This is a genomic window from Undibacterium sp. TJN25, assembly GCF_049339885.1.
GTDB lineage: Bacteria > Pseudomonadota > Gammaproteobacteria > Burkholderiales > Burkholderiaceae_D > Undibacterium.
Window position 1 is genome coordinate 253,655 of record NZ_JBMPPM010000007.1, and the last position, 25,395, is coordinate 279,049.

At 58.7% G+C, this 25,395-nt stretch carries 29 protein-coding genes; 10 read left to right on the forward strand and 19 right to left on the reverse strand.

The window, feature by feature from the left end; all coding sequences use genetic code 11:
- Window positions 1-123 precede the first annotated feature (123 nt).
- A complete protein-coding gene (locus ACO0LO_RS19220) occupies window positions 124-561 on the forward strand; it encodes a universal stress protein (RefSeq protein WP_422966384.1) in 438 nt (145 codons plus the stop codon).
- 27 nt (window positions 562-588) lie between these two features.
- On the opposite strand, the gene ACO0LO_RS19225 is transcribed toward ACO0LO_RS19220, so the two are convergent.
- The 6 genes from ACO0LO_RS19225 to ACO0LO_RS19250 form a co-directional block, all read right to left on the reverse strand.
- Window positions 589-1,113, reverse strand: a complete 525-nt coding sequence (locus ACO0LO_RS19225; RefSeq protein WP_422966386.1) for a hypothetical protein — start codon at window positions 1,111-1,113, stop codon at window positions 589-591.
- A gap of 6 nt (window positions 1,114-1,119) precedes the next feature.
- Window positions 1,120-2,049 (reverse strand): ABC transporter substrate-binding protein, encoded by a 930-nt coding sequence (locus tag ACO0LO_RS19230; RefSeq protein ID WP_422966388.1) that lies wholly within the window; start codon window positions 2,047-2,049, stop codon window positions 1,120-1,122.
- A gap of 200 nt (window positions 2,050-2,249) precedes the next feature.
- Complete coding sequence (locus tag ACO0LO_RS19235) at window positions 2,250-2,435, reverse strand: hypothetical protein (protein ID WP_422966389.1); 186 nt, start codon at window positions 2,433-2,435, stop codon at window positions 2,250-2,252.
- Window positions 2,436-2,620: 185 nt separating this feature from the next.
- A complete protein-coding gene (locus ACO0LO_RS19240; protein WP_422966391.1) occupies window positions 2,621-2,956 on the reverse strand; it encodes a thioredoxin family protein in 336 nt (111 codons plus the stop codon).
- A 99-nt stretch (window positions 2,957-3,055) separates the two neighbouring features.
- Window positions 3,056-3,862 (reverse strand): 2,5-didehydrogluconate reductase DkgB, encoded by an 807-nt coding sequence (gene dkgB, locus ACO0LO_RS19245; protein ID WP_422966393.1) that lies wholly within the window; start codon window positions 3,860-3,862, stop codon window positions 3,056-3,058.
- 154 nt (window positions 3,863-4,016) lie between these two features.
- Window positions 4,017-5,228 (reverse strand): MFS transporter, encoded by a 1,212-nt coding sequence (locus ACO0LO_RS19250; RefSeq protein WP_422966395.1) that lies wholly within the window; start codon window positions 5,226-5,228, stop codon window positions 4,017-4,019.
- Between the two features lie 111 nt (window positions 5,229-5,339).
- Here ACO0LO_RS19250 and ACO0LO_RS19255 point away from each other — a divergent pair, with 111 nt between their 5' ends.
- Window positions 5,340-6,230 carry a LysR substrate-binding domain-containing protein gene (locus tag ACO0LO_RS19255; RefSeq protein WP_422966396.1) on the forward strand — a complete coding sequence of 297 codons (891 nt, stop codon included), beginning with the start codon at window positions 5,340-5,342 and terminating at the stop codon, window positions 6,228-6,230.
- A gap of 62 nt (window positions 6,231-6,292) precedes the next feature.
- Here ACO0LO_RS19255 and ACO0LO_RS19260 read toward each other — a convergent pair whose 3' ends face one another.
- Window positions 6,293-6,862, reverse strand: a complete 570-nt coding sequence (locus ACO0LO_RS19260; RefSeq protein WP_422966398.1) for a methyltransferase family protein — start codon at window positions 6,860-6,862, stop codon at window positions 6,293-6,295.
- A gap of 130 nt (window positions 6,863-6,992) precedes the next feature.
- Here ACO0LO_RS19260 and ACO0LO_RS19265 point away from each other — a divergent pair, with 130 nt between their 5' ends.
- The 3 genes from ACO0LO_RS19265 to ACO0LO_RS19275 all read left to right on the forward strand — a co-directional run bounded on the left by ACO0LO_RS19265 (window position 6,993) and on the right by ACO0LO_RS19275 (window position 9,046).
- Complete coding sequence (locus ACO0LO_RS19265) at window positions 6,993-7,892, forward strand: helix-turn-helix domain-containing protein (protein ID WP_422966400.1); 900 nt, start codon at window positions 6,993-6,995, stop codon at window positions 7,890-7,892.
- Window positions 7,893-7,972: 80 nt separating this feature from the next.
- The gene (locus ACO0LO_RS19270) at window positions 7,973-8,221 is read left to right on the forward strand and encodes a hypothetical protein (RefSeq protein WP_422966402.1); all 249 of its coding nucleotides are present in this window, start codon (window positions 7,973-7,975) and stop codon (window positions 8,219-8,221) included.
- Window positions 8,222-8,539: 318 nt separating this feature from the next.
- Window positions 8,540-9,046, forward strand: a complete 507-nt coding sequence (locus ACO0LO_RS19275) for a hypothetical protein (protein WP_422966404.1) — start codon at window positions 8,540-8,542, stop codon at window positions 9,044-9,046.
- Between the two features lie 240 nt (window positions 9,047-9,286).
- Here ACO0LO_RS19275 and ACO0LO_RS19280 read toward each other — a convergent pair whose 3' ends face one another.
- From ACO0LO_RS19280 to ACO0LO_RS19290, 3 genes are all read right to left on the reverse strand, one after another.
- Window positions 9,287-9,697, reverse strand: coding sequence for a VOC family protein (locus ACO0LO_RS19280; RefSeq protein ID WP_422966406.1), 411 nt, complete (start codon window positions 9,695-9,697; stop codon window positions 9,287-9,289).
- 167 nt (window positions 9,698-9,864) lie between these two features.
- Entirely contained in the window at window positions 9,865-10,680 is an 816-nt protein-coding gene (locus ACO0LO_RS19285) for a YciI family protein (RefSeq protein ID WP_422966408.1), read from the reverse strand.
- A gap of 104 nt (window positions 10,681-10,784) precedes the next feature.
- Entirely contained in the window at window positions 10,785-11,678 is an 894-nt protein-coding gene (locus ACO0LO_RS19290; protein WP_422966409.1) for a LysR substrate-binding domain-containing protein, read from the reverse strand.
- 101 nt (window positions 11,679-11,779) lie between these two features.
- On the opposite strand from ACO0LO_RS19290, the gene ACO0LO_RS19295 reads away from it, so the two are divergent.
- Both ACO0LO_RS19295 and ACO0LO_RS19300 read left to right on the forward strand, forming a co-directional pair.
- A complete protein-coding gene (locus ACO0LO_RS19295; protein WP_422966557.1) occupies window positions 11,780-12,550 on the forward strand; it encodes a sulfite exporter TauE/SafE family protein in 771 nt (256 codons plus the stop codon).
- A gap of 156 nt (window positions 12,551-12,706) precedes the next feature.
- Window positions 12,707-13,333: a LysE family translocator gene (locus tag ACO0LO_RS19300; RefSeq protein ID WP_422966411.1), complete on the forward strand. Its 627-nt coding sequence runs from the start codon at window positions 12,707-12,709 to the stop codon at window positions 13,331-13,333.
- A gap of 110 nt (window positions 13,334-13,443) precedes the next feature.
- On the opposite strand, the gene ACO0LO_RS19305 is transcribed toward ACO0LO_RS19300, so the two are convergent.
- The 5 genes from ACO0LO_RS19305 to ACO0LO_RS19325 all read right to left on the reverse strand — a co-directional run bounded on the left by ACO0LO_RS19305 (window position 13,444) and on the right by ACO0LO_RS19325 (window position 19,227).
- On the reverse strand, window positions 13,444-14,238 hold the full coding sequence (locus ACO0LO_RS19305; RefSeq protein WP_422966413.1) for an N-acetylmuramidase domain-containing protein: 795 nt from the start codon (window positions 14,236-14,238) through the stop codon (window positions 13,444-13,446).
- A gap of 334 nt (window positions 14,239-14,572) precedes the next feature.
- Window positions 14,573-16,207, reverse strand: a complete 1,635-nt coding sequence (locus ACO0LO_RS19310; protein ID WP_422966415.1) for a methyl-accepting chemotaxis protein — start codon at window positions 16,205-16,207, stop codon at window positions 14,573-14,575.
- A 361-nt stretch (window positions 16,208-16,568) separates the two neighbouring features.
- Window positions 16,569-17,102, reverse strand: coding sequence for a peptidoglycan-associated lipoprotein Pal (gene pal, locus ACO0LO_RS19315; protein ID WP_422966417.1), 534 nt, complete (start codon window positions 17,100-17,102; stop codon window positions 16,569-16,571).
- Window positions 17,103-17,242: 140 nt separating this feature from the next.
- Window positions 17,243-18,556 carry an ATP-binding protein gene (locus ACO0LO_RS19320; RefSeq protein ID WP_422966419.1) on the reverse strand — a complete coding sequence of 438 codons (1,314 nt, stop codon included), beginning with the start codon at window positions 18,554-18,556 and terminating at the stop codon, window positions 17,243-17,245.
- Entirely contained in the window at window positions 18,553-19,227 is a 675-nt protein-coding gene (locus tag ACO0LO_RS19325; protein ID WP_422966421.1) for a response regulator, read from the reverse strand. The genes ACO0LO_RS19320 and ACO0LO_RS19325 overlap by 4 nt, the downstream gene beginning before the upstream one ends.
- 337 nt (window positions 19,228-19,564) lie before the next feature.
- On the opposite strand from ACO0LO_RS19325, the gene pstS reads away from it, so the two are divergent.
- Both pstS and ACO0LO_RS19335 read left to right on the forward strand, forming a co-directional pair.
- Complete coding sequence (gene pstS / locus ACO0LO_RS19330; RefSeq protein ID WP_422966423.1) at window positions 19,565-20,605, forward strand: phosphate ABC transporter substrate-binding protein PstS; 1,041 nt, start codon at window positions 19,565-19,567, stop codon at window positions 20,603-20,605.
- A 275-nt stretch (window positions 20,606-20,880) separates the two neighbouring features.
- On the forward strand, window positions 20,881-21,372 hold the full coding sequence (locus ACO0LO_RS19335; protein WP_422966424.1) for a hypothetical protein: 492 nt from the start codon (window positions 20,881-20,883) through the stop codon (window positions 21,370-21,372).
- 142 nt (window positions 21,373-21,514) lie between these two features.
- Here ACO0LO_RS19335 and ACO0LO_RS19340 read toward each other — a convergent pair whose 3' ends face one another.
- Both ACO0LO_RS19340 and ACO0LO_RS19345 read right to left on the reverse strand, forming a co-directional pair.
- On the reverse strand, window positions 21,515-22,228 hold the full coding sequence (locus ACO0LO_RS19340) for a hypothetical protein (RefSeq protein WP_422966426.1): 714 nt from the start codon (window positions 22,226-22,228) through the stop codon (window positions 21,515-21,517).
- 420 nt (window positions 22,229-22,648) lie between these two features.
- The gene (locus ACO0LO_RS19345; RefSeq protein ID WP_422966428.1) at window positions 22,649-23,251 is read right to left on the reverse strand and encodes a DUF4124 domain-containing protein; all 603 of its coding nucleotides are present in this window, start codon (window positions 23,249-23,251) and stop codon (window positions 22,649-22,651) included.
- A gap of 258 nt (window positions 23,252-23,509) precedes the next feature.
- Here ACO0LO_RS19345 and ACO0LO_RS19350 point away from each other — a divergent pair, with 258 nt between their 5' ends.
- A complete protein-coding gene (locus ACO0LO_RS19350; protein WP_422966430.1) occupies window positions 23,510-24,391 on the forward strand; it encodes an ankyrin repeat domain-containing protein in 882 nt (293 codons plus the stop codon).
- 92 nt (window positions 24,392-24,483) lie between these two features.
- Here the strand turns inward: ACO0LO_RS19350 and ACO0LO_RS19355 are convergent, their stop codons facing one another.
- Both ACO0LO_RS19355 and ACO0LO_RS19360 read right to left on the reverse strand, forming a co-directional pair.
- A complete protein-coding gene (locus ACO0LO_RS19355; RefSeq protein ID WP_422966432.1) occupies window positions 24,484-24,657 on the reverse strand; it encodes a hypothetical protein in 174 nt (57 codons plus the stop codon).
- A 62-nt stretch (window positions 24,658-24,719) separates the two neighbouring features.
- Window positions 24,720-25,328, reverse strand: a complete 609-nt coding sequence (locus ACO0LO_RS19360) for a BON domain-containing protein (protein ID WP_422966434.1) — start codon at window positions 25,326-25,328, stop codon at window positions 24,720-24,722.
- Window positions 25,329-25,395 lie beyond the last annotated feature (67 nt).

Sequence of the window (25,395 nt, forward strand, 5' to 3'; positions counted from 1 at the left end):
CCCATGTTTTATGCTATGCCGTGGGCGACTGGAATACAAGCTGGTAAATTTAGCGGGATATACTATTCTTCACTATGAAGCTACGGCGGCATCCAAGTGCCGCAAGCTCACAGGGAGGGAATCATGTATACGCACATATTACTGCCCACCGACGGTACCGCATCATCCAAAGACGCCATCCGGCAATGCATGCGTTTTGCAAAATCGCTGAACGCCAAAGTCACCGGCCTGCACGTCGTGCCGCAATACCACATGTATAGCTATCAACCGGAAATGCTGGATGACAGCAGCGAAAAGTTCACGCGGGAATGCCAGGACCAGGCACTACGGTATTTGTCCGATGTGGAGCTGGAGGCGAAGGAATTCCGCATCGATTGCAGCACGCTGGTGCTGACCAACGACCATCCGTATGAAGCCATCATCCATGCAGCGGAAAGCCGCGGCTGCGACCTGATCGCCATGGCCTCGCACGGCAGGAAAGGCATCAAGGCGCTGCTGCTCAGCAGCGAAACGCAGAAGGTGCTGGCGCACAGCAAGATACCGGTGCTGGTGTACCGCTGAAGGCAGCGATATAAGATATAAGCTCTCTTAGCGCAGCCCGGCAGCGCCTGCTGTATCCAGCGCTTCCAGCGCATCGTCCCAGCGCTGCAGATGCGCGGGCTTGGTCCCGGCATGTACACCGAGCAGCACTGGCGGCGGCACTGTTACCGCGCCCTGCTTGAACTTCATCTTGACCAGCACTTCGCCATGCCGTTTGCCGCGCACGACAAACACGTGCGAGAAATACGCGCATTTATCATCGGCAAAAACAATTTCCGTCTCCACGCTGACACGGCTGAGCAGCCGCACCGGCTTGCTGAACTTCACCAGTTGCGACGCATTGACAAAGCTGTAGCCCTTGCGCAGCATGGTGGCAATCAAGCCGGTGCGGATGACAAAATCCAGTTGCGCCGCCTCGGCCAGTTGAAAATACTTGTCGCTTTTCAGCGTAGCAATGCCTGTATCGAATGGCGAGATGAAAAAACGGGAAGTCAGCCTCGCTGCCGTGCCGCTGCTACGGTAGCGAAACAGCGCGCTGACAACGGCCAGCAGGTTTCTGAGTATGCCCGACATGCCTGTCTAGCGGGCAGTAGTTGCAGTAGTTGCAGTAGTTGCAGTAGTTGCAGTAGTTGCAGTAGTTGCAGTAGTTGCAGTAGTTGCAGTAGTTGCAGTAGTTGCAGTAACTGTGGCGGCACCTGCGGCCGCAACATCGGCGCCTTCGATATGGTGGCGCTGCAGCGATTGTGCAACGAAGCCGCTGCGCTTCATCTCTTCAACGAAGTCGCTCAGGTAAGCCAATGCGGCATCGCGGTTTTTAGGCATTGCCATCGCCTGCCGGATTTCCATGAAGCGGCCGTCAAGCAGGCGCAAACCCGGCACCCGTTTTGCATCGGCCTGCAATTGCTGGCGCACGCCGGCGGCCACTTCCAGATTCTGCTGCATGAAGGTATCGGTCACTGCGGGCGACGTCGGCACGCGCACCAGCTCGGCCTGCTTGATCTCGCGGCTCAGGTATAAGTCGTAGGCACTGCCCTTGCCCACTGCGATACGGTTGCCGGGCCGGTCCACTTCGGCATTGCTGCGCAGCGGCGACGTCTGGCGCACCATGTAAGCGCCTTCAATGACGACATACGGTGAGGTGAACAGCGTGTCTTCGGCGCGCTTGGGGTCCAGTGCGTAGAAAGCCACATCCACCGCATTGGCGGCCACTGCCTCGCTGACCTTGCCGGCGGCATCGAAGGTGACCAGCTCCAGCGGCACATCCAGCCGCCTGGCCAGTTCCAGCGCCAGATCCACCGACACGCCGGTGGGTTCGCCCGTGGCCGCATCGCGGCTGGCCAGGATGGGATTGCCGTAATTGATCGCCGCCCTCAGCTTGCCGCCGGGCGCCAGCGCGTTGACGACCGTGGCAGGCGCCTTGGGAGGCGTACTGCACGCTGTCACGGCAATGATGGACGCAGTCAGCAAAGCGGTTTTGAAGGTCGAGCTGATTGCTAAGGGTAAACGCATGCGATGAGTCTCCGGTGGCGTGGCGATGTAAACATCAATTGATGCATAGCATACTACGCCGCCCCAAAAGCGGCTGCCCGGAATTTAAGCACGGAAAGAATCCCGTTTAAAATCAGGTAGATGGATAAGACCGCGGGCACTTATCCACAGGATTGTTAACAGACAATGTGGGTAAAAGGAGTTCCCGGCAGAGGTAAATGCTATGGGCTTTCGACCAGTGCAATATGGCCCGGCAATTTGAAAAAGGAACGGCCATGCGGCAGTTCTATCTTGATGTGGGCGTATTCCCACTCTATCTCATTGGCCTCGGCGGCTGCCTTGGCGTTCCTGATGGCGATCTGTTGCCATTTTTGGGCGGGCGCCCTGAGTATATTTATTGTAATCATGATTTTTCTCATCGAAGAGTGTTCGATTGCTTTCTTTATGGGGGAAAGCAATTCCGCATTAATGGATGCGGTAGGAAAATCATATTTTGTTGCGCGCTGAAAAAATATCAGCAGCTATGCAGCGCCGCTGTAGGACGAGGCGAAGCCGCCATGTAGCCCGGGTACCGGTTTTTTTTGCAGTTTTTTTATGCTGCTGCAGGATCGATCTGCGTCATGGCCCGGCGAATGTCTTCCACGTCTGTGGGCCTGACAAGCTTCGCCACTTCCTTGCCATGATTGAGGAACACCAGCGTAGGCCACAGCTTGACGCCGAAAGAGCGCCCCAGCCTGCGGCCGCTGCCGTCTTCTATCTTGACGTGGCTGACCTTGGGATGTTCATCAAATGCCGACGCCAGCAGCGGCTGCGCAGCGCGGCAGAAACCGCACCATGGCGCGCCGAATTCAATGACGGTGGGGCCGTCCAGGGTATCGATGTCGGTACGCTTGGGTTCGGTTGACGAGTAAGTGTCGCTCATAGCCATGATATGTCCTGTCCTAAAACGATATCTGAAGAATATAGTTTATATCCTATGCCGATTCCGTGCGCGGCCCCGCTTAAAGTTTGTTAACTACACCGGGTTTCAGTCCCAGGCAGGCGCCAGTCCCTGCGGGCTGGTCAGGCGCTGGTTGCGGTCGAGTGCGGCGATCTGCGCCATTTCTTCTTCCGACAAGCTTAGCTGCTGCGCCTTCAGGTTGCTTTCCAGGTTCTCACGCCTGGTCGATGATGGGATGACGGCATAACCCAGCTGCATCGCCCAGGCCAGCACCACCTGCGCCGGGGTTGCGCTGCGTTGCGCCGCGATCTTGCCGATGACGGCATCCTCCAACACCTTGCCGTATGCCAAGGTCATGTAAGACGTAATGGCGATGTCATGCCTGCGGGCAAAATCAGCGACCTCGCGGTTTTGCAGATAGGGATGCAGCTCCACCTGGTTGGTGGCGATTTCCTGTGCGCCTGCAATGGCAACTGCCTGCTGCATCAGATCCACGGTAAAGTTTGACACGCCAATTTGCCGGGTCAGCCCCAGAGTTTTCGCTTCCTTCAGCGCAGCCAGGCTGTCCGCCAGCGGCACGGCATCAGCGGGCGAAGGCCAGTGGATCAGCACCAGGTCGACATAGTCGGTGCGCAGCCTGGCGAGGCTTTCCCTGAGGCTGGGCACCAGGCCCCCGCGCGACAGGTTCTCGGTCCAGATCTTGGTGGTAATGAAGAGCTCGCTGCGCGGCACGCCGCTGTCGGCAACGGCCTGGCCTATGTCGGCTTCATTGCCGTAAATCTGCGCGGTATCGATAGCGCGGTAGCCGAGATCGAGCGCGTTCTTGACGGAATCGATAACGGTCTGGCCTTGCAGGCGGAAAGTGCCTGCGCCGAAGAGGGGGATGTTGTTCATGATGGTTCCTTAGATTGATTAATTTGTGCGCGCTCCGCTGTATGCGGTGTTGTAGCCTGGATGCAGCGCAGCGTAATCCGGGATGCGTACCTGCGGCTGGTGGACCGCTCCCCGGGTTGCGCTGCGCTCCACCCGGGCTACAACTGCGGTGAGCTTAATGCCCCACGGCCAGGTTCGATTTCTTCACACCGGTCACATGCGGATTCGGATTCCTGCGGTCCAGCGCGCCGCTCCAGGCTGTCAGGCCCAGCGCGCCCAGCACGACCAGCGCACCTATCCACGGTGTATGCATCAGGCCCATGTGTTCAACGATCAGGCCGCCACCCCAGGCGCCGCCAGCGATCCCGACATTGAACGCCGCGATATTGAGGCCGGAAGCCACGTCCACTGCGCGCGGCGTGAAGTGCTCCGCCTGCTGCACCACATACACCTGCAGGCCGGCCACATTGCCAAAGGCGACTGCGCCCCAGACCAGCACGGTTGCCACCACCAGCCACGGATGCGGCGCGGTAAAGGTCAGCACCAGCAACACGGCGGCCAGCAGCGAGAAGATGATCTTCAGCGCGCCGACAGGGCCGCGTTTGTCCGCCAGCTTGCCGCCCCAGATATTGCCCACCGCGACCGACACGCCGTACACCAGCATGACCAGGCTGATGGCGCTGGCGCTAAAGCCCGAGATGTCTTGCAAAATAGGAGCAAGGTAAGTAAAGGCGACAAACGAACCGCCATAGCCGACCGCCGTCATTGCATACACCAGCAGCAGGCGCGGCTGGCCCAGCACCTTGACCTGCTCCAGCAGCGACGCCGATGCAGAACTCTTGATATGCGCCGGCACAAAAATCAGGCTGCCGACAAAGGCGATGACACCCAGCGCAGACACCGCGAGAAAGGTTTCGCGCCAGCCGAAATGCTGACCGATGAAGGTGCCCAGCGGCACGCCGGTGACCAGCGCGACCGTCAGGCCGGTGAACATGATTGCAATCGCGCTGGCCGCTTTTTCTTTCGGCACCAGGCCGGTGGCAATGGTGGAGGCAATAGAAAAGAATACGCCATGCGCCAGCCCCGTCAGGATGCGGGCAACGATCAGCGATTCATAACTGGGCGCTTTCCAGGCCAGCAGGTTGCCCAGCGTGAACAGCACCATCAGCGACACCAGCAGCATCTTGCGCGGCAGCTTGCCGGTGAGCGCCGTCAGCACCGGCGCGCCTACGGCCACACCCAGCGCATACAGGCTGACCAACAGGCCGGCGGAAGGCAGGCTGACGCTGAGATCGCCTGCGATAGTGGGAATCAGGCCGACGATGACGAATTCCGTCGTCCCGATGGCAAAGGCGCTGATCGTCAGCGCAAGTAGGGCAATAGGCATGGCATTTTCTCCGGATAGCAGTCGATGAAAGACAACAGCCGCAAGTGTCCGTGATTCCGCGTTGCTGAAAAAGGCCGTGCCAGGCACAAGATATTTGATTAAAATTCAAGAATGAAGACCACATTAGACGAATTACTGGCATTTATCACCGTGGTGGACAGCGGTTCGGTGACGGCAGCGGCAGAACAGCTGGAGCAGACCGTGTCCGGCATCAGCCGCGCGCTGGGCCGGCTGGAAGAAAAGTTGCAAACTACACTACTACGCCGCACCACCCGCAAGCTGGAACTGACGGAGGAAGGCGGCGTGTTCCTGGCACAGGCGCGCAAGATACTGGAAGCGGTGGACGACGCGGAAGAACAGATGGCCGTGCGCCGCCAGCGCCCTTCGGGCCGCCTGCGCATCAATGCCGCCGTGCCCTTCATGCTGCACGTGATCGTGCCGCTGGCGGAGGGCTTCCGCCGTGCCTACCCTGAAATTGAACTGGAACTCAATACCAACGACCTCAACATTGACCTGCTGGAAGAGCGTACCGATATTGCCATCCGTATCGGCACACTGCGCGATTCCACCTTGCACGCCCGCCCGCTGGGCAGCAACCGCCTGCGCGTGCTGGCCAGCCCGGCCTATCTGAAAGAGCATGGCAAACCCAAGACCGTCGTCGACCTCGCCCAGCACAGCCTGCTCGGCTTTACCCAGCCGGAATCGCTGAACCAGTGGCCGCTGCGCCATCCGCAAGGGGACCGGCTGGCCATTACCCCCAGCCTGCAGGCCAGCAGCGGCGAAACGCTGCGCCAGCTTGCCCTCGCCGGCCAGGGCATCACCTGCCTGGCAGATTTCATGACCAAGGCCGACCGCAAGCGCGGCGACCTGGTGCAATTGCTGATGGCCGACACGGTGGAGGTACAGCAGCCTATCCACGCCGTGTATTACCGTAACACGCAACTGGCATCGCGGATAACCTGCTTCCTGGATTATGTGGCGCAGCACATGGGCGAAGAATAGGCGGCAGGCATGCGCGGATTTCTGGCGGACATGCAGCGCATTTGTCAGGTTTATCCGGTTTGTCAGTACACAAAGGGAAACAGTCGTTTGGTTTTGCGCATGTACTCTGCATATGCCGCTCCCAGCCCTTCCGACAAGGCAGCTTCTTCAACGCCGATGCGATATCGCAGGGCGATAAAAATCGGCACCATCAAGGCCAGCAGCGCCAGGATATTCGCGGAGCAAATTCCTATCCCGAGGAACTGCAGCAACAGCCCTGTATAAGAAGGATGGCGGACATACCGGTAGGGCCCGGTATCGATCAGCGTGTGCTTTGCATCAATCGCCACGTCGATGGTGAAGAAGCGGCCCAGATGAATGATGGAAGCCCAACGTATGATCAGTCCGGCAAAAAATAAAAGCACTCCCGGCAAAGCGATGTGCGTCAGGCTCTCCAGATCTGCTTGCGGGAAATGGATCTTCACAAACCGCGCCAGACCCAGGCTCGCCACGAAGATGAACATCAGCAGATACAGTGAGCCGCGGTCCTTGGTTTCGGAATATTTGCCGGAAAATTTAAACCGCACAACCAGAAATTCCGATACACAGTAAATCGCAAAGAGCGTTGTTGGAGAATAGGGGTTGAAGTTCATTGATCTGTCCTAAAAGGGTGTGGAGTTGGCAGCCAGCAAACAGTATCCGGCACAAGCAGGGGCAGAGTATTGAACGAATGCGACACGCAAAAGATGCCTCCTGCATTTTGAGTTAGGATAGAATGCCCCGATGCGCTCCCATCAACCAGTGAGTATCACCCCAAGCACCCCCAGGCATGTCAGCGGCACCCACGCTGCCGTGCACGCACCACGTGTTTCTCTGGGCTCCTGCATCCGCGCCTACATCACGCGCAGTACCTTGGATGTGGCGCTGCTGCCTGAACATGGCCGCTTGAATCATTTTCCTCCGGCCCCGCTTTGCACGATTGCCTGGTATCTGCATGGAGAAGCCGAACTCATACAAATCGGCGAGAAGGCAGTCACACAAGCCTTGCCGACTCCCATCGTATTCAACGGCCCACGCACTGAACCCGTGGTGTCCTATAACCCCGGCCAGGTGGAAGTATTCATGCTTGCCCTGCAACCTGAAGCCCTGCACCTGCTGACGGGCCTGAACATGGCAGAATATACCAATCGCAGTTCGGCCTTTGCACAGGTCTTTGATGCAGAATGGCAATCCATGGCGCAGGCCGTGCTGAAAGCGCCCGACCATGGTAGCCGAATCGCGCTCATTGAGGCGTTTATTGAGCCGCGCTGGTTTGCCGCCCGGCCGCACAAAAGCCCATTCGCGGACTGGATGCGGGATTCCTTTGAAAGCATGGCAGTGCGCATGCTGGCCTCTCGCTGGGTGCGCAGCGGGCGCCAGCTGGAAAGGCAGATGAAGGTCTGGAGCGGCTTGTCGTATCAGCGCTTGTGGGGGCTGAGGCGGGCCGAGTTTCGTTTCATCGCTGCGCGCGAGATGCTGCGCGGCAGCGATTCGTCGTGGAGCGACGTAGCAGCCAGCACCGGCTATGCAGACCAGGCGCATTTTTGCCGCGAGACACGCAAGATTACCGGGCTCTCACCGACGGAGCTGAAGCGCCGCGTGATGGAAGAAGAGAGTTATTGGGTTTACCGGATCTGGTCATGACTAGAACGCCCGGCCCGGCTCTTTCGTTGCTTTCATTGCTTTCATTGATCCCTGAATACCGCACAATCCCTTAGGAAAACATGGCCGCACTGTCCCTCGTTCTCACCGCCCTATCTGCGTTTACTTTTTGGCTAGTTATTCCCTTGTTCGTCCTGCCTCCGTTGGCCTTTTTCTTCGGATATAAGGCGCACAAGGCCAACAAGACGAAATGGGCCCAGACTCTTCAAACAAGCCGCATCACAAAGCTGCTGTCTATATTGCCCATGGTGCTTGCCGTAGCTGCGTTCTTTCTGGAGCTCTATTTCATGAACACGGCGTATCGCGTTTAGTGACAAGCTGCCAAGATGCACATGGACAGCTTGACCGTGTAATCCATGCATAACGGTGACCTTGGCCACCGTTTCTTGGTAAGCGTCCAGCCGCGCCCTACCCATGAACTCATGCTCAGACCAGTCACTCTGCCCTCTTTAATTGTTTAGGAGGCAGATGGCGGTAAATTCAGAACGAGAAAAAGTTGGGCAGGAATGCGTGGCCCAATGGCAGGTGGGCGGTCTATCGCAGCACGCATACGCCATCGAACAAGGCTTCCCGATACTCCAGCTGTTCGCTTTGCGCTCATTCGCAACTAAGGTGACAAACTACATACCATGCATAAACTCAATAGTCGCTTCAATTACCTGCGCGGGATGGAAGCCCTGGCTGCCGTCGTGCTGCCGATTATTTTCATCCTGGATTGGCGCAAGTCTGCAACGGGTGTACATTGGCCGCTCGGACTTGCAGCGCTGCTCTCGGTGAGCTACTTGCTGGCGCAAGGATCCCTGTATTGGCAACTGAAACACAGCGCCCTGTCGGCGTCGGCCCCATTGCCGAATTATTTTGGCAGGTTGTTCAACGCATTCAAGGCAACCAATCTTGTGCTGTTTGGAGGCGTGGCGCTCGGCTTCATTGTCCAGGTCGTGAGCGCCGGGTGGAACACGCAATTGGCATGGCCCCTCGGAATTTTCCTGTTCGCCGTGCTTGAGCACATCAACTATTACCATTACCAGCTCATGTATGACACCTCCGCGTCGGTGCGTTATGTGCTGCGCAATCGCCGTCTTCGCAAGGCTGCACTCGGCGTCGACTTGAATCGGCGTGCTGGCCGCAGTGCGTAGGCACGGGGCAAGATGCGCTGTGCTGCTGGCAGTCGTCACGTTGGCGATGGTTAGTTTGTGCCTGTTCGGCCGCATTCCGCGGGCCGGCCGACACCCCAGAACAACTCCCTACTTGCCCCAATAGCAGTATCGGCTCACTATTGCCGTTCGCGATCGCTACACGGGACTAAGTGCTAATGGAAGATGGAGCGCTGGCCGCACATCACATCAAGAAAATTTCGCAAACCTGATTCATCACAATTAAGCATGTGGCGGGGTCGCGGCGGGCTCCATATACATCAGTTCCCAGTTATGCCCGTCCAGGTCTTCATAGCCATGGCCGTACATGAAGCCGTAGTCCTTGGGTTGACTGGGCGTGGCGCCGCCTGCGGCCACGGCCTTGGCGACCATTTCATCCACCTGGGCGCGGCTGTCGCAGGACAGGCACAGCAGCACTTCCGTACTTTTGCGGGAGTCGCAGATGTCTTTTTCGGTGAAGGTCTTGAAGAATTTTTCCACCAGCAGCATCACATAGATGGTGTCGCTGACGATCATGCAGGTGGCGTTTTCATCAGTGAACTGCGGATTGAAGGTATAGCCCATGCGGGTGAAGAATTCGACCGATTTGTTCAGATCCTTGACCGGCAGGTTGACAAAAATTTGGGTGCTCATCGCGGCTCCATAAAAATTTCAGGGTTTCAGAATGACGGGGCGGCCGGTTTTTCCTGCCGCTTACAGGTACGACGAACGGATTGCAGCCGGATCGACATCAAGTTGAACATATTTTTCGTGGGCAGGAAGGCACCCGCTTTTCCAGCAATGCAGCACATGACCGTAGCTCAGGAGTGCAGGCTTTCGGCATGCGCGATGCCGGGCAGAAATGCCGCGGCCAGCCCGGCGTCTTCCTGTACCTGGCGGATTTCCACCATGGCATCGTCAATGAAGGGATAAGGATAGTTCCTGACCCAGTCCACGGCATCCGCGATGGATTTGCTTTGCAGCAGCCAGTAGCCGGCGATCAGCTCCTTGGTTTCGCTGAAAGGGCCGTCCAGCACGGTCGCTTTGCCGTTGCTGAACTTGACGCGTTTGCCGCTGGCGGTCGTCTGCAAACCTTCGCCGGCCACCAGCAGCCCGGCTCGCGTGCCCTCTTCATTTCTTTTGGCCATGGCGGCCAATACGACATCGCTGGGGATGGCGCCGGTTTCTGCCAGGGGGCTGGCCTTGAGCAGCACCAAAAACCGTTTCAGGTGCTGCTGGTGCCCGTCCGCTGTGTCCTGCGTCAGGTTAATGCATTCCAGGCCGCCGGGGCAGCCGCTGCCGCGCAGTTCCAGCGTCAGGTCGGCATCGCCTGCGGGCCAGCGCTTCAGCCACGCTATTGCCTCTTGCTGCGAAGCAGCTTCCAGCATCGTGAAGCCGGCGACCAGTTCTTTTTCCCCGGGGAAAGGGCCTTCGCTGACACGGATGTCTCCATCATGGAAATGCAGTCTCAGTGCGCCCTCGCTGGAATGCAGCATCTGGCCTGCGCAACGCAGGCCGGATGCCTGCAGTTCGTCGCCATAGCGCGCCATGGCCGCGGACATTGTCGCAGCATCCTGGCCGGTATGCCCGCCGGCTTCGGTGGACTCATCCGCCTTTCTCAAGATCATGAAACGCATGGCTGTCTCCGCTTATCAATTTTGCAAAAGCCTACCAGAAAAATACGGTGATGCAAAATCGTATTTCCGGCAGCAACAGAGCTATGCAGCTGCCCATTGATGGCTCAGGTCTTGATGGCATCCACCAGGCCGCGTGCATAGGCGGGCAAATCCTCGTAGCGCCGCATGCAAACCAGCAGGTGGCGCTGCGTCCACGCATCGGTCAGGCGAAAATGCCGTATCGCCATCGTCTTTTTATACCGCAGCGCCGCAGCTTCGGGGATAACGGCAATACCTGCGCCACTCTCCACCATGCGGCAGATCGCATCGAAACTACGCAGCCGCAAGCGGTAGCGCAATCGCTGGCCCAGCTTGAGCGCATGCGCGGCGATATGCTGCTGCAAGGCGCTGTCGCCGGCCAGGCCGATGAAGTCGTACTGCAGCAGGTCGGCAAACGCCAGGCGACGCCTGCTCCCTGCGGCGACGGACAGTGGATGACCGGGCGCGGCCACGGCGACCAGCTGGTCGTCGCGGAAAGGAAAAGTCTGCAGGCTGCCGCTGGCAACGGTATCGGCGATGATGCCGATGTCGGCCAGGCCGTCCGTCAGCGCCTGTACGATGTCATAGCTGAGCCGTTCTTCCACATCGATATTGACGTGCGGATGCCCCTTCATGTAGCCGGCCAGCACTTCCGGCAGGAACTCCATCATTGCCGAGGTATTACACAGCAGGCGCACATGCCCTTTCAGCCCTTGCGCATATTCGCCCAGGTCGCCGCGCATCCTGTCCATCTGCTGCATGACGACGCGTGCATGGTGCAGCAGCGTGCGGCCGGCATCGGTAGGCTCCACGCCGCGCCGGTTGCGGAACAGCAAGGGCACACCCAGCAGGTCTTCCATGCCGCGCAGCCGCGCACTGGCGGACGCCAGCGCCAGATGCGAGCGCCCGGCGCCGGACGTGATGCTGCCGCTCTCCACCACGTGGAGAAATAATTGCAGGTCGGTCAAATCAAAGCGCACGGCAATCTCCCTTGAATAGCGGCTCAGCCTTCGTTTTATACGCAGGCAGGCTGAGTGTATTCCAGATTTTCAGGAAGCGCCATCCGTGGCAGACTGGCGGCATGGAAAATCTGATCACACTCCTCTCCTCCAGCAATCCGCGGCACCTGCTGCTGATCTGTCTGGTATTTGTATTGGCTGGCGCCGTCAAGGGTGCCATCGGGCTGGGCCTGCCCACCGTTGCCATTGGGCTGCTGAGCCTGCTGATGACACCGATGGAAGCCGCCGCGCTGCTGATTGTGCCTTCGTTTTTTACGAACGTGTGGCAGCTGGCGGCGGGGCCGGATTTTTCCGGTCTTCTGCGCCGGCTGTGGCCCATGCTGCTGGGGGTGTGCGCGGGCACCTTTGCAGGCGGCTTATTGCTGGCGCGCGTGCATGCCGACTGGGCCGCGGCCGGCCTGGGGCTGGCGCTGATCGTCTATGCGCTGATGGGGCTGGCGTCGGTCAAGCTGGCGGTGTCTGCCGCCATGGAGCGCCGGCTGGGGCCTGCCATCGGCGCCATTACCGGCGTCGTCAGCGCGGCAACCGGTGTTTTCACGATCCCCGCCGTGCCTTTCCTGCAGGCGCTGGGACTGGACAAGGACGACCTGGTGCAGGCGATGGGCCTGGCATTCACCGTCTCCACAGTGGCGCTGGCGCTGAACCTGGTGGCCGCCGGTGCGCTGCCCTGGTCAGGCGCGGAAACTTCCATCATCGCCTTGCTGCCCGCGCTGGCGGGCATGGCACTGGGGCAGTGGCTGCGCAGCCGCATGAATCCCGTGCTGTTCAGGCGCTGCTTCTTTGCTGGCCTGCTGTTGCTGGGTGCGCATTTTGTCTGGTCTTACTTCGCCTGAAGGAGACGGCATCGCATAATCCGGCACAGCCGAGGTTTTCCCGCCTGCCGTTCCCGCAGCCCCGCCCTTCCTGGGCTGTTCAGGACAGAAGCCGGGATTTTCGGTAAGATCATTCCAGAAGGCGGCCCCATGCCACCTGCCCACTCTGGAGAAGACATGTTTGACCTGACTACACTTGGAACCTTTGTCGCGGTAGTGCTGGGCCTGTTCCTGATACCCGGCCCTGCGGTGCTGCTGGTGGTCACCCGCACCGTGCAGGGAGGCCGCAAAGCCGGCATCCTGACCGGCCTGGGCGTTGCCGCCGGCGATTTCCTGCACACGCTGGGCGCTGCAGTGGGCCTGTCTGCCCTGCTGATGACTTCAGCGCTGGCATTCACCATCGTCAAACTGGTGGGCGCTGCCTACCTGATCTACCTGGGCGTGCGTGCGCTGCTGGAAAAACCGTCTGATCCTGCACTGCCCAAAATAGCCGCAGTTACACCAGCTCGGGCCTTCCTGCAGGCCATCCCGGCCGAGCTGCTGAATCCCAAGACCGCGCTGTTCTTCCTGGCTTTCCTGCCGCAGTTTGTCCATCCCGAACATGGTTCCACGTTTGCGCAGTTTGCCGTGCTTGGCCTGCTGTTTGTCGGCCTGAGCGCTGCCTATACGACACTGATCGCGCTGAGCGTGCGTCCCTTGGGCCGCCTGGTGAAACGCCTGTCGTGGCTCAGCCGCTGGCAGGGCAAGATCATCGGCAGCATCTTTATCGCCCTTGGCCTGAAAGTGGCGACGCAGCACCGATGATGCACCAACAATAAAAAACTCGCGCCCAGCCAGGGACCAGGTTTTGCTGGACAGGGTGCCGCGCCTGCCCTCCCCGTATTTCATGCCATGCCGGCAAAGTCTTGCCTGACTTATTTCAAACCGGCCGCAGCCAGCAGCGCCGAATACGTCGCATCATCGAGCACACCGTTGGGCGCGAGCGGCACGCCTTTCTGGAATTCCTGTAAGGCGCTCTGGCTCATTCGCCCCAGCCAGCCGTCCACGCCATGCGGGTCCAGCCTGGGGCGTTCACTGCTCAGGTAGGTAAGCGCCAGTTGCGCGGTGCGGATGCGCAGGTCCGGCAGCGGGCCGGCCGCGAGCTTCTGGTAGTGCTGATCCAGTTTGGTGTCGTAGCTGTTTTTGGCATATCCCGCACCGTTGTAGCCCAGCGCAAACTCCGCCCAGCTTTTTTGCTTCAGCTTGGCCGCCAGGCCCTTATGGCTGATGAACAGCGCCATGGCATGCAGCTGGCGGCCTTCGGATTCGCACATTTCAGAAACAAACGCGGCCACGCTGGCATAACCCAGCGATGACCAGTTTTCTCCCATCACCTGCCCCAACCCCCAGGAAGCGGATTCCAGCGCTGCGCTTTCATTGAGCTTGATCGCCTGCGCCAGGCGGTCATACTGATGCTGGCCTGCAGGGCCGTAGCCGCCCCAGACCGGGTTGCTGATATCCGGATAGGTAGAATCCCATTTGCCCGCGGTTTTCTGGCTGAACTTGTGGCGTTCGAACAAGATGATGGGCTGCTTCGAGGCCATGAAACCGACGCCCGAAGTCTCAACCTCGATGATGGCCCACAACGAGGCCTCTTCTATACCGAGCGGCGTGATCACATCATTCACCGCGCTTTTGTCCAGCGGTACCGCTTTTCCTTGAAATGCCATTGTCATCTCCTGAGTGCTTGGAGCTGCTGAGCCCGAAGCCATTTCCCCATCCTCGAATTTCCGGCGCGGCTCCCTGGGCTTGCCGCCCTACCTATAAGCAGGGGGCAGTTTTATTGTTCTTGAAGGGAAGAAAAGCCGGGACATAAAAGCCGCCCCGCAGCCGATTGCATATAGGCGGACAGCGGCTTCCGCAATGAAGGGTAGCAGGAATCAGCAGAAAGACAATGGAGTTTTGTTATAAAAATGAATTTATTTTATGAAAACATTTTTCAGGGAAACAGGCACCGGCAGACCAGCTTCTACCTGGGTTTGCATCACAGCATGCTTATGTTGCTCAAGTTGCCTTCAGCAGCCTCAAGCCGCCGGAACGGCCACGCCCATGCGTCGCCGCCGCTGCCAGCTTGTTCGTGGTAAACACGCTGACGACTTCGGTCAGATGCTGCGCCTGCTCCTGCAGCGATTCCGTCGCGGCTGCGGCCTGCTCCACCAGCGCGGCGTTTTGCTGCGTCACATTGTCCATATTGCTGACGGCCTGGTTGATCTGGCTGATGCCCTCGTTCTGCTCATGGCTGGCGGCAGTGATCTCTATCAGCACCTCGCTGACGCGCCGCACGCTGTCCACCACTTCCACCATTGTGTCGCCGGCCTGGTTGACCAGGTCCGCGCCTGCTTCAACCTGGGCAACGGAATCGTTGATCAACTGCTTGATTTCCTTCGCGGCGCCGGCGGAGCGCTGCGCCAGGTTGCGTACTTCACTGGCAACCACCGCAAACCCCCGGCCCTGCTCGCCGGCCCTTGCCGCTTCCACGGCGGCATTCAGCGCCAGGATATTGGTCTGGAAGGCAATGCCGTCGATGACGCTGATGATATCCACGATCTTTTTCGAGGCATCGTTGATCGACTGCATCGTCTGCACCACTTCGGACACGATGACGCCCGCCCTGGAAGCAATTTCCGATGAAGCCACGGCCATCTTGCTGGCGGCGCTGGCATTGCCGGCATTCAGCCTGACATTGGTCGTGAGCTCTTCCATCGACGATGCAGTTTCTTCCAGCGAGCTGGCCTGGTCTTCGGTACGCGAGGACAAATCGAGATTGCCGGTAGCGATTTCGGTGGAAGCGAGGGCAATGGTTTCCGTACCCGTGCGAACCTCATTGACGATGTTGGACAGGCTTTCGTTCATGTGTTTCAGCGACTTCAGCAGCAGGCCAATTTCATCGGTGCCGGTCACCTGTATCGGCGTTGTCAGGTCGCCGGAGGCTGCGGTCTGCGCAATTGCCACTGCCTTGTGCAAAGGGCGCGTGATACCGAGCACCAGCCAGTAAGTCACTGTGCCGCCCAGCACCAGCGCCAATACAATGGCGGCCCATAGCAGGCGCGACGAAGCCTGGTGATGCTGCTGGGTTTCCTGCCGGGCTTCCAACTCCAGCCGGTCGGCCTGTGCCAAGATGAAATCGACAATGGCGTCGATTTTTTGCGTAGGCGGCCTATCCATGCCCTTGACCAGAGCATCCACTGTCTGCGCACTGCCGGGCGTACCCCGGTCGTACTGCTTCAGCGCTTCCAGGTATTTGCCTTGCAGTTCCTGATGTGTTTTCAGCGTGTCGTCCACTGCCTGTACATCCAGCCCGAGCTGCGCAAACAGTTCTTTCAACTGCTGCAGGTTCTTTTGCGTGAATTCACTCTGCTTGACGAAAGCATCGGAGTGTTTCTTGAATGCTTCGGCATCATTGCCTCTTATTAGCAGGTCTTTCCATTCCTGTACCTGCTTCTTGAACTCTACCTGCGCTTTCCTGGCCGTGTTGACGGCCTGCGTAATCGTGATATCCCTTTGCATCACTTCCGTGTTCCGGGCATTGCTCTCGCTCAACGCGTTTTGACCGCCGAGACCCACGCCTATCACCGCACACAATAGCAACGCCGATAGCGCGCCCAGTTTTACACCGATATTGATATTAGCCAGCTTCATTTCTTTTCCCTTTTAACAAGAAAGAGGTGAGCTTACTGAAACGACGAGAGAACGCGGTATTGCTGCTCATATCAAAGCATGCGGCGTGCCATAGTGAACGGGATTTAACGATATCTCACAATTTTCCCCGACATCGCTCCAGTATACAAAAGGCTACGGGAAACGCTGGGAACTTCAGGTCAATTGCAGGAGGTGATGGGAAGACTAAAGGAAAGAGCAAGGGAAGAAGCGCCGGTTCGGAACCGGCCCGGAAAAGCCGTGCGGCCTTTCCGGGGTACTACTCCCGGATTGTTATGGGATGACATAACAACCAGGGTGAAATGCGCGCTGGGGGCAAAACGGAGCGCCCCGCTACGCTGGATTACCTGGCGGTGTAGACGATGTCGGCACGGCGGTTCTCTGCCCAGGCTGCTTCATCGCTGCCGCTTGCCTTCGGTTTTTCCTTGCCGTAGGAAACAGCTTCCATCTGCGCATCAGGCATGCCTAGCAGTGCCATTGCCTTGCGCACTGCTTCCGCGCGCTTTTGGCCCAGCGCCAAGTTGTACTCGCTGCCGCCGCGCTCATCGGTATTGCCCTGGATGAGGATCTTGCGGCTGGCGCTGCCGGCTACGTATTTGGAATGCGCTTCAACGACGGAGTTGTAGTCTTTCTTGACGGTATAGCTGTCAAAATCGAAATAGACGCTGTGCTTGGACAGGATGTTGTTCGGATCTGTCAGCGGGTCCATCACTGGCGCAACGACGGTGGACACGGTGCGGGAATCAGGAGCAGGCGCGGCCTTCGGCGCTGCGGCGACAGGCGCAACCGGCTTTTCGTCCACTTTCACGGGCGTGCTGCATGCTGCAAGAATGGCAGCGCCGGAGACGATGGTGGCGAGAGTAGCGATGGCACGCATGAAAATTCCTTCTGGTATGGTGGTTATTGATAGAAAAACTCGGCAGAGCTTGTCTATACCGGTTTTGAGCCTGGGCAATATTGCCTGAAGAAACTTAGGCGAAACTTAAACGCAGCGGAGTTTTAAAAAAATCGACCCGATCATCCTGCCATGAGCGGAAATGACATTTTGACCATCAACCCGCCCAGCGCGGAATCGCCGAGCGTGATCTGCGCGCCATGCCGGTCGACGATCGTCTTGGCGATGGCAAGGCCGAGGCCGCTGCCGCTGGGGCTGGTGCCCGGCACGCGGTAGAAGCGGTCGAAGATCCTGCTCCGCTCCTGCGGCGGGATGCCGCTGCCGGAATCCTCCACGCTCAGCTCCGCATGCGTGCCCGTTGCCTGCAAAGCCACCCTGACCTCGCCGTGCTCGGGAATGTAGCGCACCGCGTTGTCGAGCAGGTTGCACACCAGCACGCGCAGGCTGTCGGCATCGCCCGAAATCTGAAGATGCGGCAGCGGGCCGCCGTGCAGGCGGATATGACGCGACACCGCCAGCGGCGCGATGTCCGCCATTGCCTGCTCGGCGCAGATATCCACGAACAGCGGGGCCAACTCGCCACCGCGCGATGACGGGTCTTGCCGCGCCAGTGCAAGCAGCTGCTCCACCAGGCGGGAAGCACGGTCCACGCCGCCCAGCAGGCGCCCCACCGCCTGGGTCGTGGCGAGTTCATCCCTGGAGCGGGCCAGCGTCTGCACCTGCAGCCTGAGCGCAGTAATCGGCGAACGCAGTTCATGGGCAGCGTCCTCCACAAACCGCTGCTGCAGCTGCAAGGCCTGCGCCGTACGCAGCAGCAGCGAGTTGAGCTCGGTCACCAGCAGCGACACTTCCTGCGGCACGCCGGTATCCGGCACAGGCTCGGTGGAGCCGGCGTTGCGGCCTGCCAGCTCCTGCCCTATCCGCGTCAAGGGAGCGAGCGCCGAGGTGACAACCCACCACGCTGCGGCAAACAGCAGCAGCGACACGGGGATGACCGGCCACAGTGCGCTGAAGGCGAGCGAGATCGCGCGGTCGCGCCGGGCTTCGATCTTTTGCGCGACCTGGATCAGCCGCTGGTGCTCCCGCACCGCATAGATGCGCCAGTCTCCGTTGTCCAGTGTCACCGTCGAATAACCGAGCGCCGCCTGCTTGGGCAAGGAGCGGTAAGTCCGTGATTGATACACACGCATGCCGTCTGCCGACCAGACCTGGACGACGAAATCGAAGCTGTTGCTCTCGATGCCCGGCAACGAATCCCATTCTTCCAGGTCGAAATTACCGTCCTGCAGCGCCAACGCCAACTGCTGCATGTGATAGTCGAACAGTTTGTTGGCCTGTAGCATGGCAGCCTGGAACGAGGTCGCAAACTGCAGCGCCGCAGCGGCCATGATGGCAACGCCAAACAGCAGGATCAGGCGGATACGCAGGGACTTCATGCGCTTTTCTCCCCCATTTTTTCCACCATGTAGCCGACGCCGCGCACATTGACGACGAACTTTTGGCCAAGCTTTTTGCGCAGGCCGTGAATGTAGACCTCGACCGCATTGCTCTCCACTTCGCCGGACCAGCCGAACAGCCGTTCTTCCAGCTGCGCGCGCGACAGGATGGCGCCGGGGCGCGCCACCAGCGCATCGAGTATTGCCCACTCGCGGGAAGACAGGATCACCTGGCTCCCGCCTACCGCCACTTCGCGCGTGACAGCGTTGATGACAACGTCGCCGTTGCGGTATAGCGGCTCCACCCGGCCGCGCGAGCGCCTGACCAGCGCGTGCAGGCGCGCAATCAGTTCGTCCAGGTCAAAGGGCTTGACCAGATAATCGTCGGCGCCGCTGTGCAGGCCCAGCACGCGGTGCGGCACTGTATCCCTGGCAGTGATGACCAGCACCGGCAACGCATCGCCTTTGGCCCTGAGCTCGCGCAGGATGTCGATGCCGTCGCGATGCGGCAGGCTCAGGTCCAGCAGCAGCGCGTCATAGCTGTGCAGGTGCAGTGCGCTTTCCGCCGCGCCGCCGTCCCTGAGCCAGTCCACGGCAATGGCTTCGCCCTCCAGCGCAATCTGGATATTCTCCCCTATCATGGGGTCGTCTTCGATCAGCAGGACTTTCATGGGTGGCCCGGAAATAGGAAAAAAACAGCCCGCCAGGGCAATTGGGAGTTTCCGGGATTGTAAGCCAATGCAGGAAAAAATATAAATCCATGCCGCTTCACGCCCTCCGAACCCGGCCGCCGGCGTCTTCCCGGCGCGGTTTCCCTGCGGTTGCGGCGATCAATTTTCACTGTGCTTTTTACTGAATTTTCACTGCGGCTTTCACTGTGGTTTTCACAGAAGATCAGCGCTTCAGGTACGTGCGGCCTGAAGAAACAGGCGCCCCGTCTGTCATCGTATCGTCATAATTTAAGCATAATCTTCGCCGCTCCTATCTTTTGAGTTGAAGGAAATGACAATGAACACGAACATTATTTTGAAATCCACGGTCGCGGCGATCGCCGCGATGCTGACTTTTTCTTCCGCAACGGCCGCTGAAATCACCGGTGCGGGCTCCAGTTTCGTCTACCCTATTGCATCGAAATGGGCCGAAGCCTACAAGACAACAACGGGCAACAGCCTGAACTACCAGTCCATCGGCTCCGGTGGCGGCATCAAGCAGATCAAGGCCAGCACCGTCGATTTCGGCGCATCCGACATGCCGCTGTCCGCCGAAGAGTTGGACAAGGACGGCCTCGTGCAATTCCCTGTCGTCATGGGCGGCGTGGTGCCTGTCGTGCACATCGACGGCGTCAAGCCGGGTGAACTGAAACTGACAGGCCAGGTCCTGGCAGACATCTACATGGGCAAAATCAGCAAATGGGTCGCCCCTGAAATCGCTGCACTGAACCCTGGCGTAAAACTGCCGACGGAAGACATCACCGTTGTGCACCGCTCCGACGCATCGGGCACTTCCTTCCTGTTCACCGACTACCTGTCCAAGGTGAACCCGCAATTCAAAACCGCAGTCGGCAGCGGCACTGCGGTCAAATGGCCTGCAGGCCTGGGTGGCAAAGGCAATGAAGGCGTCGCCGCCAACGTACAGCGCATCAACGGTTCCATCGGCTATGTCGAGTTTGCCTACGCAAAGAAAAACAACCTGGCATACACGCAGCTGAAAAACCGCGACGGCCAGTATGTACAGCCTAACAATGAGACTTTCAAAGCCGCCGCCGCAGGCGCAGCCTGGGACAAGACGCCAGGTTTCGCCGTGGTGTCTACGGACCAGCCGGGCAAGGCCAGCTGGCCTATCACCGGCGCGACTTTCGTGCTGATGCACAAGACGCAGGCTGATGCCTCACGCGGCAAGGAAGTATTGAAATTCATCGACTGGTCCTACAAAAACGGCGGCGCAATGGCAACCGAACTGGACTACATCGCCATGCCTGCGGCAGTCGTGGAAACGATTGAAAATTCCTGGAAACAGGTGAAGGATGCTTCCGGCAAGAACGTCTGGTAAAAGCTGATTTTTCTCGCCGGGCCGTAAGTAGTCTCGGCGCGACGATGCCGGCTAACGCCGCTGCAAGGGAGAGGTCCTTTGCAGCGGCGTTTTTTCTTCGTCAAATACTGATTCAGCAATCCGGATCAACTTCCTCCAATCGAAAAATAATAATTGCTTACACAATTCACATCTTCCCTGTCATCCTGAAACACCGCAGCTGCGCTAAGAGCTCGTGGCACAACAAGATTGTTCCCCATCAATCATCACAATCATAAAAGACAAGAGGAAACATCATGACACTGAAAAAAACCTTCGCCCTGCCGTTATTGCTGAGCGCAGTAGCAGCCATTTCTGCATGCTCCACCGGGGCGGCGCACGCCGACGAACCCGGCCGCCATCCTGCATATCTGCATGCATTGTCCGACCTGAGGGCGGCCAACTGGATGCTGGAACACCGCCGTCCTGAAGACGGCGCCATTGCGGATGATGAGCTGATAGCACGCGACGAAATAGGCGCGGCCTTTAACGAGATCAAGCGCGCAGCGATCTTCGACGGCAAAGACGTGCGCTACCATCCGGAAACCGATGTTGCCCTGCCACGCGACGGACGCCTGCATAAAGCCCTAGACCTGTTGCGCAAGGTGCACAACGATATCGCGCGCGAAGAGGATGATCCCGGCACACGCGGCCTGCAGCATCGCGCACTGGAACATGTGAATGCAGCCTTGCATGCCGCCGAACACGCTATCGGCGAAGTGCGCAAGCACGACCGCATGAAGGAATAAAACTTGTGGCGGCAAAAGCCGCCCTCCCCATGATTTTTTTGCGGCTTGATCCACAGCTCACCTCGTCAATGCGGGTAAGGCTGTGGATTTTTTTTTGCCGCGTTTTCCCGTGGCCGGAAACGCCGGAAGGCTAAAAGCCCGTTCAGACCTTGGTGCTGACAACGTTGCCGGTGGACGGTGCACCGTGCAGGTTTTGCGAAAGGTTCTGCAGGAAATTGCTTAGCGTGGCCCCGCTGTTGCTGGCGCCGTCGGCAGCCAGCAGGTTATTGAAGCTCTGCTGCAGAGCATCCAGAGGCGAACCGGAGCTACTCGACGTGGAAGACGAACCCGATGCACTGGAATCCGCCGTGCTGGAGTCGGACGTGCTGGAATCCGATGTCGACGTATCCTGGCCTGACGACAGTTGCTGGATCAGATTCTGCAAGCCGCTTTCCAGTTTGCTGACGCCCCCGCCACCGTGATGGTGGTGATGCCCGCCGCCGCCGGACGCGCCGCTGACAGCACTCGCATCGGAACTGGTGGAGCCCACCGAGCCGTTGGTGCTCGGAGAACTGCCGGACTGGCCGCTGGCCTGCGCCTGCAAGGCGGCAAACAGGTTCTGTGCAAAGGCAGACAGCGCCTGCTGCGGGTCTTGGGTGGAAGTGGTTCCGGAGGTGCTGGACGTGCTGGAATCGCTGCTGCCGGTCGAGATGCCAAGCTGCGACAAGGCGTCGTCCAGCGCGGAAGCAAATTTTCCACCGCTTGCGGCGCCGGGCACGCTGCTGGTGCTGCCGGTGCCGGAGCTGCTGGTCGTGGTAATGGGTGGGAACTGGGTATTGTAAAGGGCGGAGTTACCGCTGAGCGGTGAGATGGACATGAAATTTCCTATCAAAGGTGGGATTCGTGGGATTCGATGGCGCCTGATGGGCTACATTCACTTTATACCCATTCATTTTTTTTAACGGCGTTTCAAATCGGGGAATAGAGGGGCGTTTCCGAAATATTTGTAACGTACTTGCACGTTAAGTATCCGGTGGCAGACATTGTTAAGACGGGTTAATTTTCGTGGGCAGTTTGTAAAGAAGGTAAATTTTTCAGTGCTTTTTTGTTGCAGCAGGGAAGCTGCTGTCAGCCCTGGATTGCACGGCGCGATGCGCGCTGTGACATGCGGACGCCGGCGGGCATTGCCGTGGCGGAAGTGGAGAAAAAAGTGGGTGGGAATGGAAATGGAAAACGGCAGCGCTTGTGGGCAATTGTAAAGATCGCGCTGCCGAATGTGGTGCTGAAACGGGTGGAGTCAGTCGCCGGTGCGGCGGATTTTTCCGGTATAGGTATCGCGCCTGTCGGGATTGACGGCCGCCAGGCGGAAGTCGATGGCCTTGATGTCTTCGGGCTTCATCGCCGGACTGAATTTTTCCTTGACGAATTTCCACATATTCGATTGCAGCGCTTCGCATTGCAGGTTGGTGTCGGATTTGTCGCTGCTGCTGTCGTCGCGGTTGCGCGTGCGGTTGTAGCGGTCCCTGCTGGCGTTGATGCGTTCTTTTATCTGGTCGCTCGCATCGCGCTTCATCGGTCCTTCGCAATTGGCATTGAAGGCAGAATTGAGCATGTAGTCTACTGCCACCCGGCAGCGTGACCTGCGGTCCACCAGCGCGCGGCAGGTCTGGGCGACATTCTTGTTTTCATCCCGCGCGGCAATCGCGGCAAACGCCTGCGAATTTTTGACCTCGGCCGTCTTCAGGCCCTCCTTTGCCAGACAGGGCTGGTCGGAATAAGTGACCACACCGGCGGCGTCCGTGCATTTGTTGACACCGGCAAAGCTGGCCAGCGGGCTGAAGAGGGCGGCACAGGCAAGGCACCACAAAAACCGGAAGAGCAGGTAATTATTCTTGGACATGAGCGTAGGATTTATAGATTTTTCTCAGGAACTTCCCTTTACCGCCTGGATTGCCGGCGGCAAGGAGTCTTCCATACTATAAGGCAAGGCTTCCCGGTTTAACAGCCCTGAACGGCTTTTTGCCGGGTTTTATACGCCGACTGTTGCTATGCCAAATTTTTTCCATCCGCCCGGCGCAATAGGCTTTTCAGCCAGAAACTGCTGCGTATAATAGCTATTAACAATACAACACTAATATATTGATCTCGGGGAGCGTTGATGGGTGCAGAGAAGTCCGGTTCCGGGCTGGGCAGGGTCGCGGGCATTATCCTATTGTGTGCATTACTGGGCTGGTATGCCGTACATCGCCGGACACAGCAGGCAGCCGCGCCGATGAAGGCTGAGCTGCTGGGCCTGATGATGGAAAACGGCCTGGCAGATGGCCCCAATCAGGATCTTGCCGATGCCGCCAGGCGGATAGGCCCTGCGCGCATGGACAGGCTGCTATACGATGCCGCTCCTACTGCGTCGCTGGCCGCCATGAAATGGATGGTTGCCTATGGCGCCGATCCCAAAAATATCGGCATCCTGCAGGATGTGAGCCTGCTGCAAAGGGCAGCGCGCCTGCCGCAATACGACCGGATGGCCTATTTGCTCGGCTTCGGGCTGGACCCGCTGGTGCGCACCAGCGACGGCAGGACCTTGATCCACATCGCCGCAGCGGGCAGCCTGGATGACCGTACACTGGCCCTGTTCATCTCCAAGGGCATGAAGATCACCGACGTTGATCTGCTGGGCCGGATGGCGATCCATTATGCGTCGCCCAAATCGATACCGGTGCTGGTGGCAGCGGGCGCCAGCATAGGCGCAACCGACAGCAGCGGCCGCACTGCCTTGCACCTGGCGGCCAAGGATAATCGCAATGACGCGGTGGCAGCCTTGCTGGCCAGTGGCGCATCGGTCTATGACAAGGACAAGACCGGGGAAACGCCGCTGCACCTTGCAGCAAAGGCCCGTAATACGGACGCCGTGCTGGAAACGCTGCTGGCAGCAGGCGCGCCGACTACCGACAGGGACGACAACGGCAATACCCCCAAGGATTTGTCGGACGACAGCAACCGCTTCGGCAATCGCCGCTCTTCCATCAGGGACAGGCTGTAAAGAAGGCGCAAGGCCTGATCGCCAGGCCTCCCCGAAAAAACAAATGGCCCTGCATGTATTGCAGGGCCATTTTTCTTTACGGGCAGCAGCCTTCAGGAATCTTTGTTGACCGGCTTGGCAATATCCACCGCCACCGGGTCGCTGGCAGGGAAGCTTTCCTTCAAGGCTTCATCCAGGGCAGCCTCATCGTGTTTCTTCTTTTCGCCAGGTTTCTGTTGAGACGGAGCGGCGGGCTTTTCAGCCGGTTTTGCATTGCCGGTATTCATGGAAATTCTCCTGGTCATCAGGCTTTTACGCCTTTGCTCCATTGGGAGCGAATAAAAGATGTTTATTTTTTCAGGCTCATGTGGTTGACCACGGTGACAACACCGTCCACGGTCTTGGCCACATCCACTGCATGGGTCAGCTGCGTATCATTGTTGACGAAGCCGCTCAATTGCACCTCGCCCTTGCGGGTTGTGACTGACACATCCAGGCTCTTCATGTCGGGGTCGGCCAGCATCGCCGATTTCACCTGCGTGGTGATAACGCTATCGTCTATCTTGTTGCCGACGGTTTGCGTGCCCTCTTTCAAGCTCAGCTTGTTGTCAACGCCCGCAACGCCTTCTATGCCCTTGGCAACGCTGAGGCTGCGGTCTATCTGCGCCTGGCTGTCGGCGAAACCGCTCAGCATGACCTGGCCTTTATCGGTAGTCACTTTGATGTCCAGGCTCTTGACCTCGCTATCCTGCACCAGTGCCGCCCTCACCTTCGCGGTGACAACGGAATCATCTACCTGCGTGCCAACCGTCTTCGGCGGCGCCGCTGTGGTGGCGTCCTGCGTTTTGTTACAGGCAGTCAAGGCAGCCACTAGTGCCAGTACTGCAATCACGGTGGCACTGGCAGTGGTAGTGGTAGTACGGGCAGAAGAACGATTTGAATTTAATAGTCGGATCATGATGTGCTCCATCCAGGGGGGTGAAAGAATTATCACTATGACCGGATGGTAGGCCGCGGCAGGCGCT

What these genes read in the sequence shown, in the direction of transcription:
- ACO0LO_RS19220 (WP_422966384.1), top strand. Translation starts at nt 124, where the DNA reads ATGTATACGCACATATTACTGCCCACCGACGGTACCGCATCATCCAAA.
- ACO0LO_RS19225 (WP_422966386.1), bottom strand. Translation starts at nt 1,113, where the DNA reads ATGTCGGGCATACTCAGAAACCTGCTGGCCGTTGTCAGCGCGCTGTTT.
- ACO0LO_RS19230 (WP_422966388.1), bottom strand. Translation starts at nt 2,049, where the DNA reads ATGCGTTTACCCTTAGCAATCAGCTCGACCTTCAAAACCGCTTTGCTG.
- ACO0LO_RS19235 (WP_422966389.1), bottom strand. Translation starts at nt 2,435, where the DNA reads ATGATTACAATAAATATACTCAGGGCGCCCGCCCAAAAATGGCAACAG.
- ACO0LO_RS19240 (WP_422966391.1), bottom strand. Translation starts at nt 2,956, where the DNA reads ATGGCTATGAGCGACACTTACTCGTCAACCGAACCCAAGCGTACCGAC.
- dkgB (WP_422966393.1), bottom strand. Translation starts at nt 3,862, where the DNA reads ATGAACAACATCCCCCTCTTCGGCGCAGGCACTTTCCGCCTGCAAGGC.
- ACO0LO_RS19250 (WP_422966395.1), bottom strand. Translation starts at nt 5,228, where the DNA reads ATGCCTATTGCCCTACTTGCGCTGACGATCAGCGCCTTTGCCATCGGG.
- ACO0LO_RS19255 (WP_422966396.1), top strand. Translation starts at nt 5,340, where the DNA reads ATGAAGACCACATTAGACGAATTACTGGCATTTATCACCGTGGTGGAC.
- ACO0LO_RS19260 (WP_422966398.1), bottom strand. Translation starts at nt 6,862, where the DNA reads ATGAACTTCAACCCCTATTCTCCAACAACGCTCTTTGCGATTTACTGT.
- ACO0LO_RS19265 (WP_422966400.1), top strand. Translation starts at nt 6,993, where the DNA reads ATGCGCTCCCATCAACCAGTGAGTATCACCCCAAGCACCCCCAGGCAT.
- ACO0LO_RS19270 (WP_422966402.1), top strand. Translation starts at nt 7,973, where the DNA reads ATGGCCGCACTGTCCCTCGTTCTCACCGCCCTATCTGCGTTTACTTTT.
- ACO0LO_RS19275 (WP_422966404.1), top strand. Translation starts at nt 8,540, where the DNA reads ATGCATAAACTCAATAGTCGCTTCAATTACCTGCGCGGGATGGAAGCC.
- ACO0LO_RS19280 (WP_422966406.1), bottom strand. Translation starts at nt 9,697, where the DNA reads ATGAGCACCCAAATTTTTGTCAACCTGCCGGTCAAGGATCTGAACAAA.
- ACO0LO_RS19285 (WP_422966408.1), bottom strand. Translation starts at nt 10,680, where the DNA reads ATGCGTTTCATGATCTTGAGAAAGGCGGATGAGTCCACCGAAGCCGGC.
- ACO0LO_RS19295 (WP_422966557.1), top strand. Translation starts at nt 11,780, where the DNA reads ATGGAAAATCTGATCACACTCCTCTCCTCCAGCAATCCGCGGCACCTG.
- ACO0LO_RS19300 (WP_422966411.1), top strand. Translation starts at nt 12,707, where the DNA reads ATGTTTGACCTGACTACACTTGGAACCTTTGTCGCGGTAGTGCTGGGC.
- ACO0LO_RS19305 (WP_422966413.1), bottom strand. Translation starts at nt 14,238, where the DNA reads ATGGCATTTCAAGGAAAAGCGGTACCGCTGGACAAAAGCGCGGTGAAT.
- ACO0LO_RS19310 (WP_422966415.1), bottom strand. Translation starts at nt 16,207, where the DNA reads ATGAAGCTGGCTAATATCAATATCGGTGTAAAACTGGGCGCGCTATCG.
- pal (WP_422966417.1), bottom strand. Translation starts at nt 17,102, where the DNA reads ATGCGTGCCATCGCTACTCTCGCCACCATCGTCTCCGGCGCTGCCATT.
- ACO0LO_RS19320 (WP_422966419.1), bottom strand. Translation starts at nt 18,556, where the DNA reads ATGAAGTCCCTGCGTATCCGCCTGATCCTGCTGTTTGGCGTTGCCATC.
- ACO0LO_RS19325 (WP_422966421.1), bottom strand. Translation starts at nt 19,227, where the DNA reads ATGAAAGTCCTGCTGATCGAAGACGACCCCATGATAGGGGAGAATATC.
- pstS (WP_422966423.1), top strand. Translation starts at nt 19,565, where the DNA reads ATGAACACGAACATTATTTTGAAATCCACGGTCGCGGCGATCGCCGCG.
- ACO0LO_RS19335 (WP_422966424.1), top strand. Translation starts at nt 20,881, where the DNA reads ATGACACTGAAAAAAACCTTCGCCCTGCCGTTATTGCTGAGCGCAGTA.
- ACO0LO_RS19340 (WP_422966426.1), bottom strand. Translation starts at nt 22,228, where the DNA reads ATGTCCATCTCACCGCTCAGCGGTAACTCCGCCCTTTACAATACCCAG.
- ACO0LO_RS19345 (WP_422966428.1), bottom strand. Translation starts at nt 23,251, where the DNA reads ATGTCCAAGAATAATTACCTGCTCTTCCGGTTTTTGTGGTGCCTTGCC.
- ACO0LO_RS19350 (WP_422966430.1), top strand. Translation starts at nt 23,510, where the DNA reads ATGGGTGCAGAGAAGTCCGGTTCCGGGCTGGGCAGGGTCGCGGGCATT.
- ACO0LO_RS19355 (WP_422966432.1), bottom strand. Translation starts at nt 24,657, where the DNA reads ATGAATACCGGCAATGCAAAACCGGCTGAAAAGCCCGCCGCTCCGTCT.
- ACO0LO_RS19360 (WP_422966434.1), bottom strand. Translation starts at nt 25,328, where the DNA reads ATGATCCGACTATTAAATTCAAATCGTTCTTCTGCCCGTACTACCACT.